Raw genomic sequence first — 14650 nt, 5'->3', positions numbered from 1 at the left:
CCTACGCTACTTTTCCAGCACCCGCGAAAAACGCGTGTCCGGCACGAACCAGACGGCGGCCACCAGCACAAAGATCGCAACGCCGATCCATTGGTTGACGAAGGCAAGCGGGACGGCTGCGGCGTAGAGGGCCACCGAGATCTTGCCCTTGCGGTCATTGCCCAGCGCCTTGGCGAAGGCGGTGTCGTTGCCGTGCAAATGGTGCAGCTTGGTGGCGAGAAAGGTGTAGGCGACCGCGCACAGCACCAGGTCGATGCCATAGACGGCGACGGGGACCGGCGCGAAATGGTTCTCGCCCATGAAGGCCGTCGTTGCCGGCATCAGCGACAACCAGAACAGAAGGTTGAGGTTGGCCCACCCACAGCACGCGGCCGTCGACCCTTTGGACGGTGTGGAACATGTTGTGCAGATTGTTCCAGTAGATACCGACATTGATGAACGACAAGACATAGCTGAAAAAGATCGGCCACAGCGGCAGAAGCGCTGAAAAATCCTCGCCATGCGGCACTTTCAGCTCCAGCACCATGATGGTGATGATGATGGCGACCACCCCATCGGTGAATGCCTCGACTCTACCTTTTCCCATGGATTCTCCCTCTCGATGGAAAGACGTTAAGCGAGGACTTCGGGCAAGACCATCCTGACAAGGTTGTCAGGATGAAGTTCGGCGCGTGGAACGGCCATCCTTACATGGACGTTGGGGCGCAATTGGGCGTTGGGCGATTGGCCGGAGGTTGCCATGACCAGCTATGCCGAGACCACGACGCGCGACAACGGACTCGATGGCCGGCCCGCGATGGCCGCGGTTGCCGCCATGATCGCCGCGCTGTTCGCCGGCAGCACGGTGCTGACGCCGCTTTACGTCATCTACAAGCAGGCCTTCGGTTTCTCGCAGATCACGCTGACGCTGGTCTACGCCGTCTATGTCGTCGGCAATCTCGGCGCATTGCTGATGTTCGGGCGCTTGTCCGACGGCATTGGTCGCCGTCCTGCGGCGCTGGCGTCGATGGCCATAGCGGTGGTCAGCGCGCTGGTGTTCCTGCTGGCCGAGAATGTCGCATGGCTCGATGTCGCCCGCATATTGAGCGGCCTTGGCATCGGCGTCGGCGCGGGAACCGGCACGGCCTGGCTTGCCGAGTTGATCGAGGGTAAGGACAAATCGCGCGCGGCAATCATCGCCACCAGCACCAACTTCGTTGGCCTTGGCCTCGGCGCGCTGGCATCGGGCCTGCTCGCCGAATATGCGCCCTGGCCGTTGAGACTAACGTTTGCGGTCTATCTTGCCTTGCTGGTGGTAGTGACGCTGCTGATCTGGCGTACCCGCGAAACCGTGTCCCAGCCGGGCAGGCTGACCGACGTTTCGTTGCGGCCACGGCTATCGGTGCCGAGCGATATCCGCGCTGCCTTCGTGGCGCCGGCGGTCACCGGTTTCGGCGCCATGGCGCTGGTCGGCTTCTATGCAGCCCTGGCGCCGAGCATCCTGGCGCAGCAGCTGCATGTGGCCAACCATGCCGAGGCCGGCGCGCTGTTCTTTGAACTGTCGATCGTTGCGGCCGCGACCATTCTGGCCACGACCCGACTGTCCAGCGGCGCCGGCATGCTGGCCGCGCTGGCGCTGATGATCCCGGCCGTAGGGCTGATGGTTGCTGCTCAGTTTTTCGCGTCGATGTCCCTGATGGTTGCCGCCACCGCTGTGTGCGGCGTGGCGGCGGCGCTCGGCTATCGCGGCGGCCTGCAGGTGGTGAACCAGATCGCACCTGCCGAGCGTCGCGCCGAATTGGTGTCGGCGTTCTTCATCTGCTGCTTCTGCGGCAATGCGCTGCCGGTGATCGGCATTGGGCTGCTGTCGAGTTGGGCCACTCCGACGACGGCAAGCCTGGCCTTCGCCGGCATGATCACGCTGTTCTCTGTCGTAGCGCTGGGGTTCGGCGTCAAATACGCGCGCTGAGCCTCACCCGTTTGGCGTCTCGGGCGCCATGTTTGCCCGTCCGCGCGGGATGCCGAGGCCGGTGTCGGGCGGCTCGCCGGCGGCCGGCCGGTCCTCGATCATGTGCATGGTGCGCCAGCGGCCGAAGCGATAATAGGCGGCGGCCAGCACCAGCGAGGTGATCGATCCCGCCGGAAAGCTCCACCACAGCGCCTCCTCGCCGATCACGCCGCGCATGAAATAGGCAAAGCCGGTGCGCACGACCAGCACCGAAATCACCAGAATGATCAGCGGCGGCATCACGGCACCGGTGGCGCGCACGGTGGCGAACAGCACGATGGTGACGCCGAACAGGATGAACGACCAGGACGCCACCTTGTTGATGTGGGCTGCAATGTCGATTGCGGTGCTGTCGCGGCTAAGGAACAGGCCGAGCACCGGCCTGTCGAAGAGGAACAGCAGCGCCACCAGGGCGCCGGTGAGCACCAGGTTGAAGCCGACGCCGGACGCCGCGATGCGACCGATGCGGTCCCAGCGCCCGGCGCCGACATTCTGGGCCGCCATCGACGAGACTGCGGCTCCGATCGCCAGTGCAGGCATCTGGATATAGGTCCACAGCTGCGCCGCGATGCCGTAGGCGGCGGCGACCTGCGAGCCGTAGGAGTTGACGATGCCCATCACGGTCAGCGCCGCCGCCGAAATGACGATCATCTGCAGGCCCATCGGCACGCCCTTGAAGACGACGATCCTGAGCAGCGCCGGATCCGGCCGCAGCAGAGCGAGGTTCGCGCCGGCGAGCCGCAACGGATGCTTTTTGCCATAAAGCACGACGAGGATGGCGATCACGCTCACCGTCTGGCCGATCAGCGTCGAGGTGGCGGAGCCGGCGATGCCGAGTTCGGGGAAGGGGCCGATGCCGCGAATGAGCAGCGGATTGAGGATGATGTCGAGCACGACCGCGAGCGCCATGAAGAAGAATGGCGTGCGCGAATCACCCGCACCGCGCAGCACCGTCATGACGAAGGACAGAAGGTTCATCATCGGCACGGCGACGAAGATGATACGCAGATAGGAGCGCGCCAGCGGCAGCGCATCGGGCGGGGTGCCCAGTGTGTTGAGGATGGCGTCGACCCAGATCCAGCCGCAGACGGCGAAGATAGCCGAGACGAGGAAGAAGAAGCTGGCGCTGGTGCCGACGATGCGCCGCGCCTCGGGCAGGTCGCGGGCGCCGACCGATTGCGCCACCAGGATGGTGGCGGCCATGCCGATGCCGAATACGGTGCCAAGAATCAGGAACAGAACCAGATTGGCGTTGGAGGTGGCGGTCAGCGCCGATTCACCGAGGAAGCGGCCGACCCAGACAGCGTTGATCGAACCGTTGAGCGACTGCAGCACATTGGAACCGAGCACCGGAAGCGCGAACAACAGCAGCGTGCGAGGGATTGGGCCGCTGGTGAGATCGCCGGTGCGCCGGCGCGGGGGTATTTTTTCGTCCATGGGCTGTTCGGCGAAGGTTCATCTCAAAGTCCGCCCGGCGATGATCGCCGATTTGACGGACAAGGTCGATGCGGCATTGGAACATGCCACCTGGCGGCTTCACGCTAATCAGTTCTCAAAACATCCGGAATGGGATATGGGTCGTCGCCGCGTGGGGTCGCATATCCTGTTGGATATGATGAATAGGCTGGGGGGATCATGTCCGAGAATCCGCTTTTTTCCGAGCGCCTGAACCGGCGCGCTTTTCTTGGGGTATGCGCTTTGGGTGCCGCTTCCATGGCGCTTTCAGCCTGCACCACGACCGACGTGGTGGCGCCGCCAACGCCCGCCCCGGCGCCCGAACCGGCTCTGGGCGATGCCGCCACCATGTATTCGGCGCGCGTCGATGAGGGCTTTTCATTGCCGGCAATCCTCGTGGCCAAGCTCGATCCGAAGTTCGTGCGCCAGATCGTGGACGATCCGACCGGCGAAAAACCCGGCACGATCGTCGTCGATACATCCGAGCATTTTCTCTATCTGGTGCGCGACGGCGGCAAGGCAATGCGCTATGGCGTCAGCCTCGGCAAGGCCGGGTTTGGCTGGACCGGCAGCGCCGTGATCCAGGCGCGCAAGAAATGGCCGGTGTGGACGCCGCCGCCCGAAATGATCCAGCGCCGGCCGGAACTGGCGAAATATAAGGACGGCATGCCGCCGGGACCGCAGAGCCCGCTCGGCGCGCGTGCGCTCTATCTGTTCCGCGACGGCAAGGACACGATGTACCGGCTGCACGGCACGCCGGAATGGGATTCCATCGGCAAGAACGCGTCGTCGGGCTGCGTGCGCTTCATGAACCAGGACATCATCGACCTCTACAGCCGGGTCAACGGCGTAGCCCAGGTCTAATGTGCGCCCGAACCTGTCGGCCGCAGGCAAGATCATGGCTGTGTCGAGCCGGACCGCCGAGCCGATCGATGCCGGCGTGCCAAGGGATGCGGAGATTTTGAAATAGGTGCCTTCACGGCATCGCTGATCGCCGACAAACGGCTAGAGGCGGACACGCCGGGCGCGTCCGCCTTTCCGTATATGGCTACTTCTTGGCGAGGCCCGGAAGCATGACCTGATAGACCAGGAACATGGTATCGACATCGGCGCCGTCTTCGGCCTTGTAGGGCGCGCCGACCTGAAAACCGTCCTGGGTGAGAAAGTCGTTATCGTTGCCGACGAACAGGAAATAGTCGTCGGGCAGCGCCGGATCGAGCACGCTGACCACCGACATCGCTTCCCACTTCTCCGACAGATTGTTCTTGTCGTTGGGCTTGCCGTCATGCAGGCCGAAACGGCCGAGTTCCTTGTTGTCGTTGATGTCGATGAACGGCGTCAGCTTGGCCGGCGTCACCGAGGGGTCGAGCACGCCCTTGGGCGCCAGCGGCTTGTCGGCGGCATCGAAGGCGCCGCCGGCAATGTCGGTGGCGCCAGAGACGTCGACGACGAAAATCTGGCGCAGCAGCGAAGTATCGCCCTTCACCCCCTGGCCGTTTCCGCTGTCGCGCGCCAGCATCAGGAAGGTCTTGTCGGACAGCGCCACGATTTCGCTCTGCGCGGCGACCTTGGTCTTGTCCTTGGCGTCCTTGAACACCGGCAGCGGCACGGCATATTCATGCACCAGCTTGAGATGGGCCGGGTCGGAGGCGTCGTAGACCAGCGCGCGGGTGTTCTGGCGCGTCGCGGGCGAATCGCCGCCATCCTGGCGGGGCGCCGACTGCAGCACAGTGATCAGCGACTTGCCGTCCGGCGTCAGCGCCATGCCTTCGAGGCCTTGATTGTTCTGGCGGCCGGTTTCGGGATCCTTCGGATCGGGTTCGGCTGCACCGGGGCCCGGATTGTCGGAGGCGAAGTTCGGCGCGCCCTTGCGCATCGGCACCAAAGCGGCGGGCGGCTGCGTTGCCGACAACAGATGGCCGTCGGCCGAGAAGCGGTAGATGTTGGGGCCGTATTCGTCAGAGATGAACATGGTGCCGTCGGGCAGCCGCGCGATCGCCTCATTGTCGAGCGCCAGCTTGCCATTGGCCTCGGGCAGGATCGGCAGGTCGCCATTGGCCGCGCGCACGCCGTTGAGCGGATCGAGGCCGGTGGCGTCAGCGCCCTTGTCGTCGGTGAGGAGCAGGGAATCGGCAAGCGTCGCCTTGACGCCTGTCTGTTCCTGGCCGGAGGTGGGCGTGGCGCCTAGTGCTACCGGCGTGAACTCGATGCGAATAGTGTTGAGGCGCGGCCGGTAATCGGTGGTGCCGACGACATTGTAGCCACGGTCCGGCAGCAACCAGAGCGAGCCCTTGTAGCCGTCCGCGCCACGGGTCCAGCTTGCGGCGTCGATGGACATGCCGGAGCCGGAGCCGAAGGTCTCGCCGAACTTGTCCTTCTGATCGGCCGGGATGCGGCCGACGCCGACCAGGCCCTTGTTGACGAAGCCACCAACGGTGGCTGTGCTGTCGGCAAGGGCAGGGGTCAGGGCGGTAAACAGCGCCAGCGCGGCGCCGAGCGACACGGTTCGGTGCGAGATTTTCATGGAGATCCTCTTTGTGACAAGCCTTGAGCGGCGCAAAGGGGCCACCGCATCGCATCGACGATGTCGCCCTCTCGCAAAGCGGTCTAGGACGCGAACATGATACTTGCGTGACAGAGCGGGCCTCTTCCTTCTCCCTTGTGGGAGAAGGGAGAGACGCACTATCAATCGCTGTCGCGCGCGATCAGCTCCAGCGGCCAGACTTCGCGGATGATGCGCGGACCTTCCGGGCCGGCAAAGGCGGGAAGCGAGGCCAGCAGCATTTCGGCCAGCCGCCGGCCCATCGGCTCCAGCGACGGACGGAAGGCGGTCAGCGCCGGTGAAAAGTAGCGGCAGAGCGGCGTGTCGACGATGACGATCACCGCGATGTCGTGGCCGGGCCTGATGCCCATCTCGGCCAGTGCCTTGCAGCCGCCGAGCGCCATTGCGTCATTGTTGAAGATGATGGCTGTGGGCCGGTCCTTGGAGAGCATCACGCGCGGCGTCACCTGGTAGCCTCCGGCCTCGTTGATGAAGCCGTCGGCGATCAGGCCGGGGTCGACTTCGATGCCATGCCGCTCCAGCGCCTTGCGGTAGCCGTCGAGGAACAGGTAGCCGAAGTTGAGATCAAGCGAAGGGCGGATGGCGGCAATGCGGCGGTGGCCGCGCGCGACCAGCCGGTCGACGGCTTCATCACCCGCCCTCTCGAAATCTATATCGAGCGAAGGATAGGTGTCGTCGCCGGATTGACTTCGGCCAAGCGTGGCGAAGGGAAAGCCGGCCTTGCTGAGATAGTCGATCCGATCGTCTTCCCGCCGTGTATTGGCCAACACGACCGCGTCGGCCCGGCGCGTCTCAACCACGCGGCGCAGCCTCTCCTGCTGATATTGGCCGGGCTCGCCCATGACGACCATCAGATCCAGGTCATCCTCGGCCAGCCGGCCCTGCAGACCGATCAGGAACGGGATGAAGAACGGTTCGCCATATTGCTGGTCGCCCGGATGCGGCTGCAGCATGAAGGCGATCGAATGGGTGGTGCCTTGCCGCAGGCTGCGGCCGGACTGGTTGGGCGAATAGTTCAATTGCTTGGCGGCGGCGAGCACGCGCTGGCGGGTGTCGGCATTGACGTCGGCGCGGCCGTTCAACGCCCGCGACACGGTGCCGATCGAAATGTTCAGGTGACGCGCTAGGTCATGGATACTGGACGCCAAGGACAGTTCTCCCCCTGTCTTGGCTAGCACCGGCTGCCGCCCAGGCCAAGGCTTCGGGATGATTTTCGCTGACAGCCGATTGACATTCTACGCCGTCGGGTGTGTTCTCGTAAACGTTTACGGAGAAACGTTTACGGTGATGCCGGAAATGCCGTGACATTCGGTCTGGAGGGACCGGACGGGAGGAATGCCGGATGATGAATGCCGTCCTCGTCGGCTGTGGTGCGATGAGCAAGGCCTGGCTCGATGCCGCGAGGCAGATCGACGGGCTGGCCATTGTCGGCCTTGTCGATCTCGACGCCGAACGGGCGAAGGCGAGGGCGCACGAATACGGGCTCGACGGCGCGGTAATCGGCACCAGCCTCGACGCGGTGCTCGACCAGACCAGGCCCGACGCGGTGTTCGATGTCGTGGTTCCAGCCGCCCGGCGTGATGTCGCCTTTGCCGCCTTTGCCCATAATTGCCATCTGCTGACGGAAAAGCCGCTGGCCGATACTCCGGAAAATGCCCGCGCCATCGTCGATGCGGCACGTAACGCGGGGCGTATCCATGCGGTCGTGCAGAACCGCCGCTACGTCGCCAATGTCCGGCGCATCAGGCGCTTTCTCGACTCCGGCGCCATCGGCAAGCCAACCAGCATCCATGCCGATTTCTTCGTCGCGCCGCATTTCGGCGGCTTCCGCGAGGAGATGGCGCATGTGCTTTTGCTCGACATGGCGATCCATACTTTCGACGCCGCCCGCTACATGGTCGGCGGCGATCCCGCCGGCGTCTTTTGCCAGGAATGGGAGCCGGCGAATTCCTGGTACCGGCAGGGATCGTCGGCCAGCGCTATCTTCGATCTCGGCGGCGGCAAGGTGTTCACCTATGCAGGCTCTTGGTGCGCGGCGGGCTTCCGCACCAGCTGGGAGAGCACGTGGCGCATCGTCGCCGAGCACGGCAGCCTGGTCTGGGACGGCGAGGACGGACTGAAGGCCGAGGTTGTGTTGTCGGTCCGCGACGGCCTGTTCGACCTGACCCAGCCCATCACAGTACCGCCGCTCGATTCCGCCGACCGCGTCGGCGGTCATCTCGGCATCATCAAGGATTTCATCCACGCCATCGAGACCGGCAGCGAGCCGGAAACCCGTGGCAGCGACAACATCAAAAGCCTGGCCATGGTTTTTGGCGCCATCGAAAGCGCCGAGACCGGACGGCGCGTCGCAATCACACAGGAAGCATCATGATGCCAAACCCGCTTCTCGACATCCGGATCGGCACCATGGTGCGGGCCAATCTCGAAGACCCGGCCGCCTACATCAAAGAGATTCTGCCGCTCGGCTTCGAGAGCATCCAGCCCTTCTTCTGGCAGACGCTGGGCGGCAAGGATTTGCCGCGGCTCGCCGGCGAGATCCGCGAGGCGATCGGCGATGCCGATGTCGTCGTGTCGTCGATCGGTGTGTTCGGCAATCCGCTGGAGGATGGCGAGGTCGATCGCGGCGTGCTCGCGGCCTGGGAAACGGTGATCGACAATGCGCATCTGTTCGGCGCCTCGACGGTCAGCGGCTTCACCGGCCGCCTGCGCGGCAAGAAGCTGACCGACAGCCTGCCGCGCTTCCGTGAGGTCTGGGGGCCGCTGGCCAAACGCGCCGCCGACAAGGGCGTGCGCATTGCCTTCGAAAATTGCGCCATGGACGGCAACTGGGCCGCCGGCGACTGGAACATCGCCCACAATCCGGACGCCTGGGAGCTGATGTTCAACGAATTGCCCGACGACAATCTCGGCCTCGAATGGGAGCCCTGCCACCAGCTTGTCTACCTCATCGACCCGATGCCGCAGATCCGCAAATGGGCGCCGCGCATTTTCCATGTCCACGGCAAGGACGCGACGGTGCGCTGGGATGTGATCCGCGAGCACGGCGTGTTCGGCAAGCTGCCCTTCGTGCAGATGCGCACGCCCGGGTTTGGCGACAGCGACTGGACGCGGGTGATCAGCGAATTGCGGCTGGCCGGTTACAAGGGCGCCATCGACATCGAGGGCTGGCACGACCCGGTCTATCGCGGCGACCTCGAAATCACAGGCCAGGTGCGCGGGCTGGAATACCTCAAGCAATGCCGGGGAGGAGCGACCTACCTGCCGAACCCGGCGTGACCGAGGGCCGGTGGGAGGAGCCGGCCTGACAGATTCCCAAGCACTGCCGACAAGCACTGCCGACAGGCGAACGACGAAACCCCTCGGCTCACCGAGGACAAAAGGGAGGAACGTGCATGAGCATCGCAATGAGAACGACACTTCTGCGCTCGACCGTCGTGGCCGCCGCCACGGCGCTGTGCGCTGCCATCTCCACTCTGCCGGCGCAGGCGCTCGACGCCCAGTGGTGCAAGGATGTCCACATCCGCTTTTTCGTCGGCGGCGCCGAGGGCGACGCTTTCGGCACCATCGTCTACAATGGCGCCAAGCAGGCGGCGTCCGATCTCGGACCCAAGGTCGACTACATCTTCTCGCAGTGGGACGTCGAGAAGATGGTTCAGCAATTGCGCGAGGCCGTCGCCGTGAAGCCCAACGGCATTGCCATGATGGGCCATCCCGGCGACGCCGCGATCATGCCGCTGGCCGAACAGGCGCACAAGGACGGCATCAAGATGATGTACCAGAACGTGCCGGTGCCGACGGTGGTGGCTGCGTTCGGCGGCGGCTATGTCGGCGCCCAGCAGGAGCAGCAGGGCCGCGCGCTCGGCGTCGAAGCGTTCAAGCTCGGCAATCTCAAGTCCGGCGACAAGGCGATCATGATCGGCCCGTTCGAGAACGAGGCCCGCGGCGCGCGCGAGCGCGGCACGGTGGCAGCACTCAAGGAAGCCGGCGTCGAGGTCATCCAGCTGTCGTCGCCGCCGAGCGGCGAATGGGCGTCCGACCCCAATCTGGCGATACCGGTGATCACCGCGGCCCTGCTCAACAATCCCGACGTCAAGGCGGTCGGCTATCCCGGCGGCCAGATGCTGGGCAACGTCGCCACCTACATGCAGGCGGCGGGGCGCAAGCCGGGCGACATCTTCAATTTCGGCTTCGACACCAGCCCGCAGATCGTCGAGGCGTTCAAGGGCGGCTGGGTGCAACTGACGGCCGATCAGCAGCCGTTTCTGCAAGGCTATCTGCCGATCCTCAGCCTTTGCCAGCAGGTGGTGCTGGGCCTGGCGCCGATGAATGTCGACACTGGCGCCGGCTTCGTCACGCCGCAGAATTACGAGATCGTCGCCGAGCTCGCCAAGCAGGCGCTGCGCTGACCTCCCAAACTGCCGGCTGGGCGCAAGCCCGGCCGGCAGGACCGCCGGCACCAGGCCGGGATGATACCACAGGAGCGAGGATCGCCATGGCCGAACGCATCATCGAACTGCGCGACATCAGCAAATCCTATGGCCAGGTCTATGCGCTGGGCGGGGTCAATCTCTCGGTCGACCGCGGCGAGGTGGTTGGCCTGATCGGCGACAATGGCGCCGGCAAATCGACGCTGATCAAGATCCTGTCCGGCGTCGTCAAGCCGACCAGCGGCGAGATCCTGGTGCGCGGCAAGCCGGTGACCGGCTGGAGTGCGGCACGCTCGCGCGACGCCGGCATCGAGACGGTCTTCCAGGATCGGGCGCTGGCCGTGCAGCAGACCATTGTGCGCAACATCTTCATGGGCCGCGAACTCACCGGCTTCATGGGCTTTCTGAAGGTCAATAAAGAGATAGAGGAGGCGAGCCGGCTGATGCGCGAGATCGGCTTCACCTCGAAGGTGTTCACGCCGCACTCGATCGTCGGCCAGCTCTCGGGCGGCGAGCGCCAGGGCGTGGCGATCGCGCGCGCCATCTACAAGCAGGCGGAGCTGATCATCCTCGACGAGCCGACGACGGCGCTGTCGCTGACCGAGACCGCCAAGGTCTTCCATTTCGTGCGCCAGGTGCGGGCGAGCGGCCGTTCGATCCTGTTCATCGGCCACAACATCCACCACGTCTTCGACATCGCCGACCGCTTCGTGGTGATTGACCGCGGCAAGGTGGCGCTGACCGCCGATCGCAGCCAGGTCAAGTCGGCCGAAGAGCTGATCAACTTCATGGAAGAAGTTGCGCATCCCGGCGGATTGCCGGGCCTGCACGATGCCGGCGACGCGGAGAGGGCAGCACGATGAGCAAGACCATGGAACCCGATCTGCAGAGTCCTCTCGGCGGCAAGGCAGCCCGGCCTGAGTGGAAGCACCCGTCCGACCACTGGCTGCGCGGTTTCGTCATCGACAACCGCGCAGCGCTCGGCACGCTCGCCGTGTTCATCATCATGATGGCGGCGTTCCTGATCGCCAACCCGACCGTGTTCACCACCTGGTATCTCTACAGATCCGTGCTGACCACGCTGCCCGTTGCGCTGTTCGTGGTGGTGCCGCTGGTCTTCGTCGTCACCTGCGGCGAGATCGACCTGTCGTTTCCCGCAACCATGGGCTTTGCCTCCTGGGTGTTCGCGCTGGTGGTGCAGGCCGGCTACGATCCGTTTCTCGGCATCGCAGCGGCGATTCTCACCGGCACGCTGCTCGGCTTTCTCGTCGGATCCCTGGTCGTTTATGGCGGGCTGTCGTCGCTGATCGCCACCCTCGGCATGAATTTCCTGCTGCGGGGACTGATCCAGATCATCAACGAGGGCAGGTCGACGGCATTGACCGGTCTCAGCGACAGCTGGGCGTACACCATCTTCTCCGGTCAGGTGTGGGGTTTTCCGGTACAGGTCTTCTGGGCACTCGCCTTCGTCATTTTGTCGGCAATGCTCTACAACCGGCACCGCTTCGGCGCGCAGGTGAGGGTCGTCGGCGACAACCCCGACAGCGCCCAGCAAATGGGCATCGACGTCAAGCGTGTGCGGGTGAAAGTGTTCATCTTCACCGGCATCGGGGCCGCGATCGCCGGCACGTTTTCGGTGATGATCAACTTCACCTGGTGGCCGACCGCGGGCGACGGCTATCTGCTGCCGGTGCTGGCGTCAGTGTTCGTCGGCGGCACGCCGACCTGGGGCGGCATCGGTACGGTTGCCGGCGGCGCCATCGGCGCGGTCACCGTGTCCTTCATCCAGACCGGCGTCGTGGCGGCGGGCTTGAGCGGCTTCTACGTGCAGTTCTTCAACGGCCTGATCATCATCCTGTCGCTGCTGGGGCATAAGTGGAACCAGGCGCGGTACAGGTGAGGGGCGGGCTAAATTGACGGGGACGCTCATGTTGCGGACCGCATGCCCCGACGACTGGGCAGACGCCCGTCGCTTCGTCATTCTAGGGCGGAGCAGGAGCGAAGCTCCGTCGCGTAGACCCTGGAATCCATTCCGCGACCTTGGAGTGCAGCTGTGCAGGATTCCGCACCGTGGCAACGCGTTGAAGACGCGGGATGGATCCTCGGGTCTACGCTGCGTCGCTACGCTCCTTGCTCCGCCCGTGGATGACGAGGCGGGGAGGGCTCCGCCAGACTACAACAATGTGGTCGCTTGTAGGACAACAGGACAAGCGGGCGCTCACACCGCCGCCACAAACCCGTCGAGCACGCGTTTCTGGCCGGCCTTGTCGAAGTCGATGGTCAGCTTGTTGCCTTCAATGTTGGAAATGTTGCCGTTGCCGAATTTCTGGTGGAAGACGCGGTCGCCGACGCTGAAGGGCGAGGGCGTGTCGGCGACGGATTTGGCGACCAGTTCGCCGTCGATGGTGCGGCCTTTGACCGAGGTGCGGCCGGCGCCATAACCGCTGTCGGTCTCGCCATAGCCGATGCGCTCGACCTGATGGCCGGAGCGCGAGCCCCAGTTGCGGTCGGTGGCCTCGGTGCGGTTGGCCTGCGCGCGCTGCCAGCCGGGCGTGGCATAGGTGTTGGAAAAGGCGCCGGATTTTTCCGCGCCGACATTGTCAAAGCGCGAGGCGCCGTAGGGGTTCTGCCGTCCTGCGCCCTGGCCGCCACGGCCCGACGCGAACGAACCGCCGCCATAGGAATTGCCGTAGCCGCCGTAGGAATTGCCGCTTTCGGCGACCTCGACATGGGCTTCCGGCAGTTCGTCCAGAAAGCGCGACGGGATGGTCGACTGCCACAGGCCGTGGATGCGGCGGTTGGAGACGAACCACAGATGCAGGTTCTTCTTGGCCCGGGTCAGGCCGACATAGGCGAGACGGCGCTCTTCCTCCAGGCCGGAGCGGCCGCCTTCGTCCAGCGCGCGCTGGTGCGGAAACAGGCCTTCCTCCCAGCCGGGGAGGAACACGGTCTCGAATTCGAGGCCCTTGGCCGAATGCAGCGTCATGATGTTGACGGCGTCAAGCTCGGCATTCTGCTCGGCGTCCATGACCAGCGCGACATGTTCGAGGAAGGAGCGCAGCGATTCGTACTCCTCCATGGAGCGGAGCAGCTCTTTCAGGTTTTCCAGCCGGCCCGGCGCCTCGACCGAACGGTCGTTCTTCCACATGTCGGTGTAGCCGCTCTCCTCCAGAATGGTCTCGGCGAGTTCGGTGTGCGGCGTGGTTTCCAGCGCTTTCTGCCAGCGTTCGAAATTGGCCGCCACTTCGCGCAAGGCCGCGCGCGGTTTCGGCTTCAGCTCGTCGCTTTCCGCAAGCTTGGCGGCTGCCTCCAGCATCGGGATGCGCAAGCTCCGCGACGTGTCGTGGATCTGCCGGATGGTGGCTTCGCCGAGGCCGCGCTTGGGCACATTGACGATGCGTTCGAAGGCGAGGTCGTCGGCGCCTTGGGCGACGACGCGGAAGAAGGCCAGCGCATCGCGGATTTCCATGCGCTCATAGAAGCGCGGACCGCCGATGACGCGGTAGTTGAGGCCGAGCGTGACGAAGCGATCTTCGAATTCGCGCATCTGGAAGGACGCGCGGACCAGGATGGCCATGTCGTTCAGCTTGTGCTTGGCACGCTGGTAGGTCTCGATGGTTTCGCCGACGGCGCGCGCTTCCTCTTCGGAATCCCACGCGGCGTGGACATGCACCTTCTCGTCGTCCTCGGCGACCTTCTCGGTGAACAGCGTCTTGCCGAAGCGACCCTCATTGTGGGCGATGAGGTGCGAGGCGGTGCCGAGGATGTGCGCCGTCGAGCGGTAGTTGCGTTCCAGCCGGATGATGGTGGCGCCCGGGAAATCCTTGTCGAAGCGCAGGATGTTGTCGACCTCGGCGCCACGCCAGCCATAGATGGACTGGTCGTCGTCGCCGACGCAGCAAATGTTGACTTTGTTTTGGCTCACGGGCTGTTCCGCGCGTGCCGGCGCGGGCCCTCCGCCCCCTCTTTTTTGCGCGCCTTCGGCGTCGCGGGAGTCGCCTCGCAACGGCTCGGACGCCCGGTCGGGCTTGCGGCCTTCGGCCGATCGCGCTTTACCCTCCCCTGGATGGGGAGGGTCGCCGCGAAGCGGCGGGGAGGGGTGACTGGCGCCGGCGCGTCCCCCCCCCCCCCCCCGGCCCCCCCCGCGCGCCCCCCCCCCCCCCCCGGGCGGGCGGGGGGGGTGGGGAGCCCCCTCCCCCCCCCACCATTGGGGGG

11 protein-coding genes and 2 pseudogenes are annotated in these 14650 nt (G+C 64.9%); 7 read left to right on the top strand and 6 right to left on the bottom strand.

The genetic code is table 11. The annotated features are described in order from the left end of the window. Window positions 1–6: 6 nt before the first annotated feature. Both NKJ88_RS27430 and NKJ88_RS27425 read right to left on the bottom strand, forming a co-directional pair. A complete protein-coding gene (locus tag NKJ88_RS27430; protein WP_352446342.1) occupies window positions 7–321 on the bottom strand; it encodes a hypothetical protein in 315 nt (104 codons plus the stop codon). A 94-nt stretch (window positions 322–415) separates the two neighbouring features. Further along, window positions 416–526 (bottom strand): annotated as a pseudogene (locus tag NKJ88_RS27425) (TMEM175 family protein); the annotation flags it as partial. 213 nt (window positions 527–739) lie between these two features. Here NKJ88_RS27425 and NKJ88_RS27420 point away from each other — a divergent pair. After that, entirely contained in the window at window positions 740–1948 is a 1209-nt protein-coding gene (locus tag NKJ88_RS27420; protein ID WP_352446320.1) for an MFS transporter, read from the top strand. A 3-nt stretch (window positions 1949–1951) separates the two neighbouring features. On the opposite strand, the gene NKJ88_RS27415 is transcribed toward NKJ88_RS27420, so the two are convergent. Beyond that, on the bottom strand, window positions 1952–3424 hold the full coding sequence (locus NKJ88_RS27415) for an MATE family efflux transporter (protein WP_352446318.1): 1473 nt from the start codon (window positions 3422–3424) through the stop codon (window positions 1952–1954). Between the two features lie 198 nt (window positions 3425–3622). Between NKJ88_RS27415 and NKJ88_RS27410 the strand changes: the two genes are divergently transcribed. Beyond that, a complete protein-coding gene (locus NKJ88_RS27410; RefSeq protein ID WP_502904774.1) occupies window positions 3623–4306 on the top strand; it encodes a L,D-transpeptidase in 684 nt (227 codons plus the stop codon). Window positions 4307–4490: 184 nt separating this feature from the next. Here the strand turns inward: NKJ88_RS27410 and NKJ88_RS27405 are convergent, their stop codons facing one another. Both NKJ88_RS27405 and NKJ88_RS27400 read right to left on the bottom strand, forming a co-directional pair. Beyond that, entirely contained in the window at window positions 4491–5966 is a 1476-nt protein-coding gene (locus NKJ88_RS27405; RefSeq protein ID WP_352446316.1) for an esterase-like activity of phytase family protein, read from the bottom strand. Window positions 5967–6127: 161 nt separating this feature from the next. Beyond that, entirely contained in the window at window positions 6128–7153 is a 1026-nt protein-coding gene (locus tag NKJ88_RS27400) for a LacI family DNA-binding transcriptional regulator (RefSeq protein ID WP_023688052.1), read from the bottom strand. 194 nt (window positions 7154–7347) lie between these two features. Between NKJ88_RS27400 and NKJ88_RS27395 the strand changes: the two genes are divergently transcribed. From NKJ88_RS27395 to NKJ88_RS27375, 5 genes are all read left to right on the top strand, one after another. Continuing rightward, a complete protein-coding gene (locus NKJ88_RS27395; RefSeq protein ID WP_023744619.1) occupies window positions 7348–8379 on the top strand; it encodes a Gfo/Idh/MocA family protein in 1032 nt (343 codons plus the stop codon). Then, window positions 8379–9284 (top strand): sugar phosphate isomerase/epimerase family protein, encoded by a 906-nt coding sequence (locus NKJ88_RS27390; RefSeq protein ID WP_023744620.1) that lies wholly within the window; start codon window positions 8379–8381, stop codon window positions 9282–9284. The genes NKJ88_RS27395 and NKJ88_RS27390 overlap by 1 nt, the downstream gene beginning before the upstream one ends. Before the next feature lie 116 nt (window positions 9285–9400). Further along, window positions 9401–10414, top strand: coding sequence for a substrate-binding domain-containing protein (locus tag NKJ88_RS27385; protein ID WP_023682113.1), 1014 nt, complete (start codon window positions 9401–9403; stop codon window positions 10412–10414). Between the two features lie 86 nt (window positions 10415–10500). Beyond that, window positions 10501–11298, top strand: coding sequence for an ATP-binding cassette domain-containing protein (locus tag NKJ88_RS27380; protein ID WP_023696998.1), 798 nt, complete (start codon window positions 10501–10503; stop codon window positions 11296–11298). After that, a complete protein-coding gene (locus NKJ88_RS27375) occupies window positions 11295–12335 on the top strand; it encodes an ABC transporter permease (protein WP_023668309.1) in 1041 nt (346 codons plus the stop codon). Before NKJ88_RS27380 ends, NKJ88_RS27375 begins: the two co-directional genes overlap by 4 nt. 318 nt (window positions 12336–12653) lie before the next feature. Here NKJ88_RS27375 and NKJ88_RS27370 read toward each other — a convergent pair. After that, window positions 12654–14494, bottom strand: a pseudogene (locus NKJ88_RS27370) (ATP-dependent helicase); the annotation flags it as partial. Window positions 14495–14650 lie beyond the last annotated feature (156 nt).

Origin of the sequence: Mesorhizobium sp. M0016 (genome assembly GCF_040324035.1) — a bacterium.
GTDB lineage: Bacteria > Pseudomonadota > Alphaproteobacteria > Rhizobiales > Rhizobiaceae > Mesorhizobium.
This window is presented reverse-complemented; position numbering and strand designations above follow the sequence as displayed.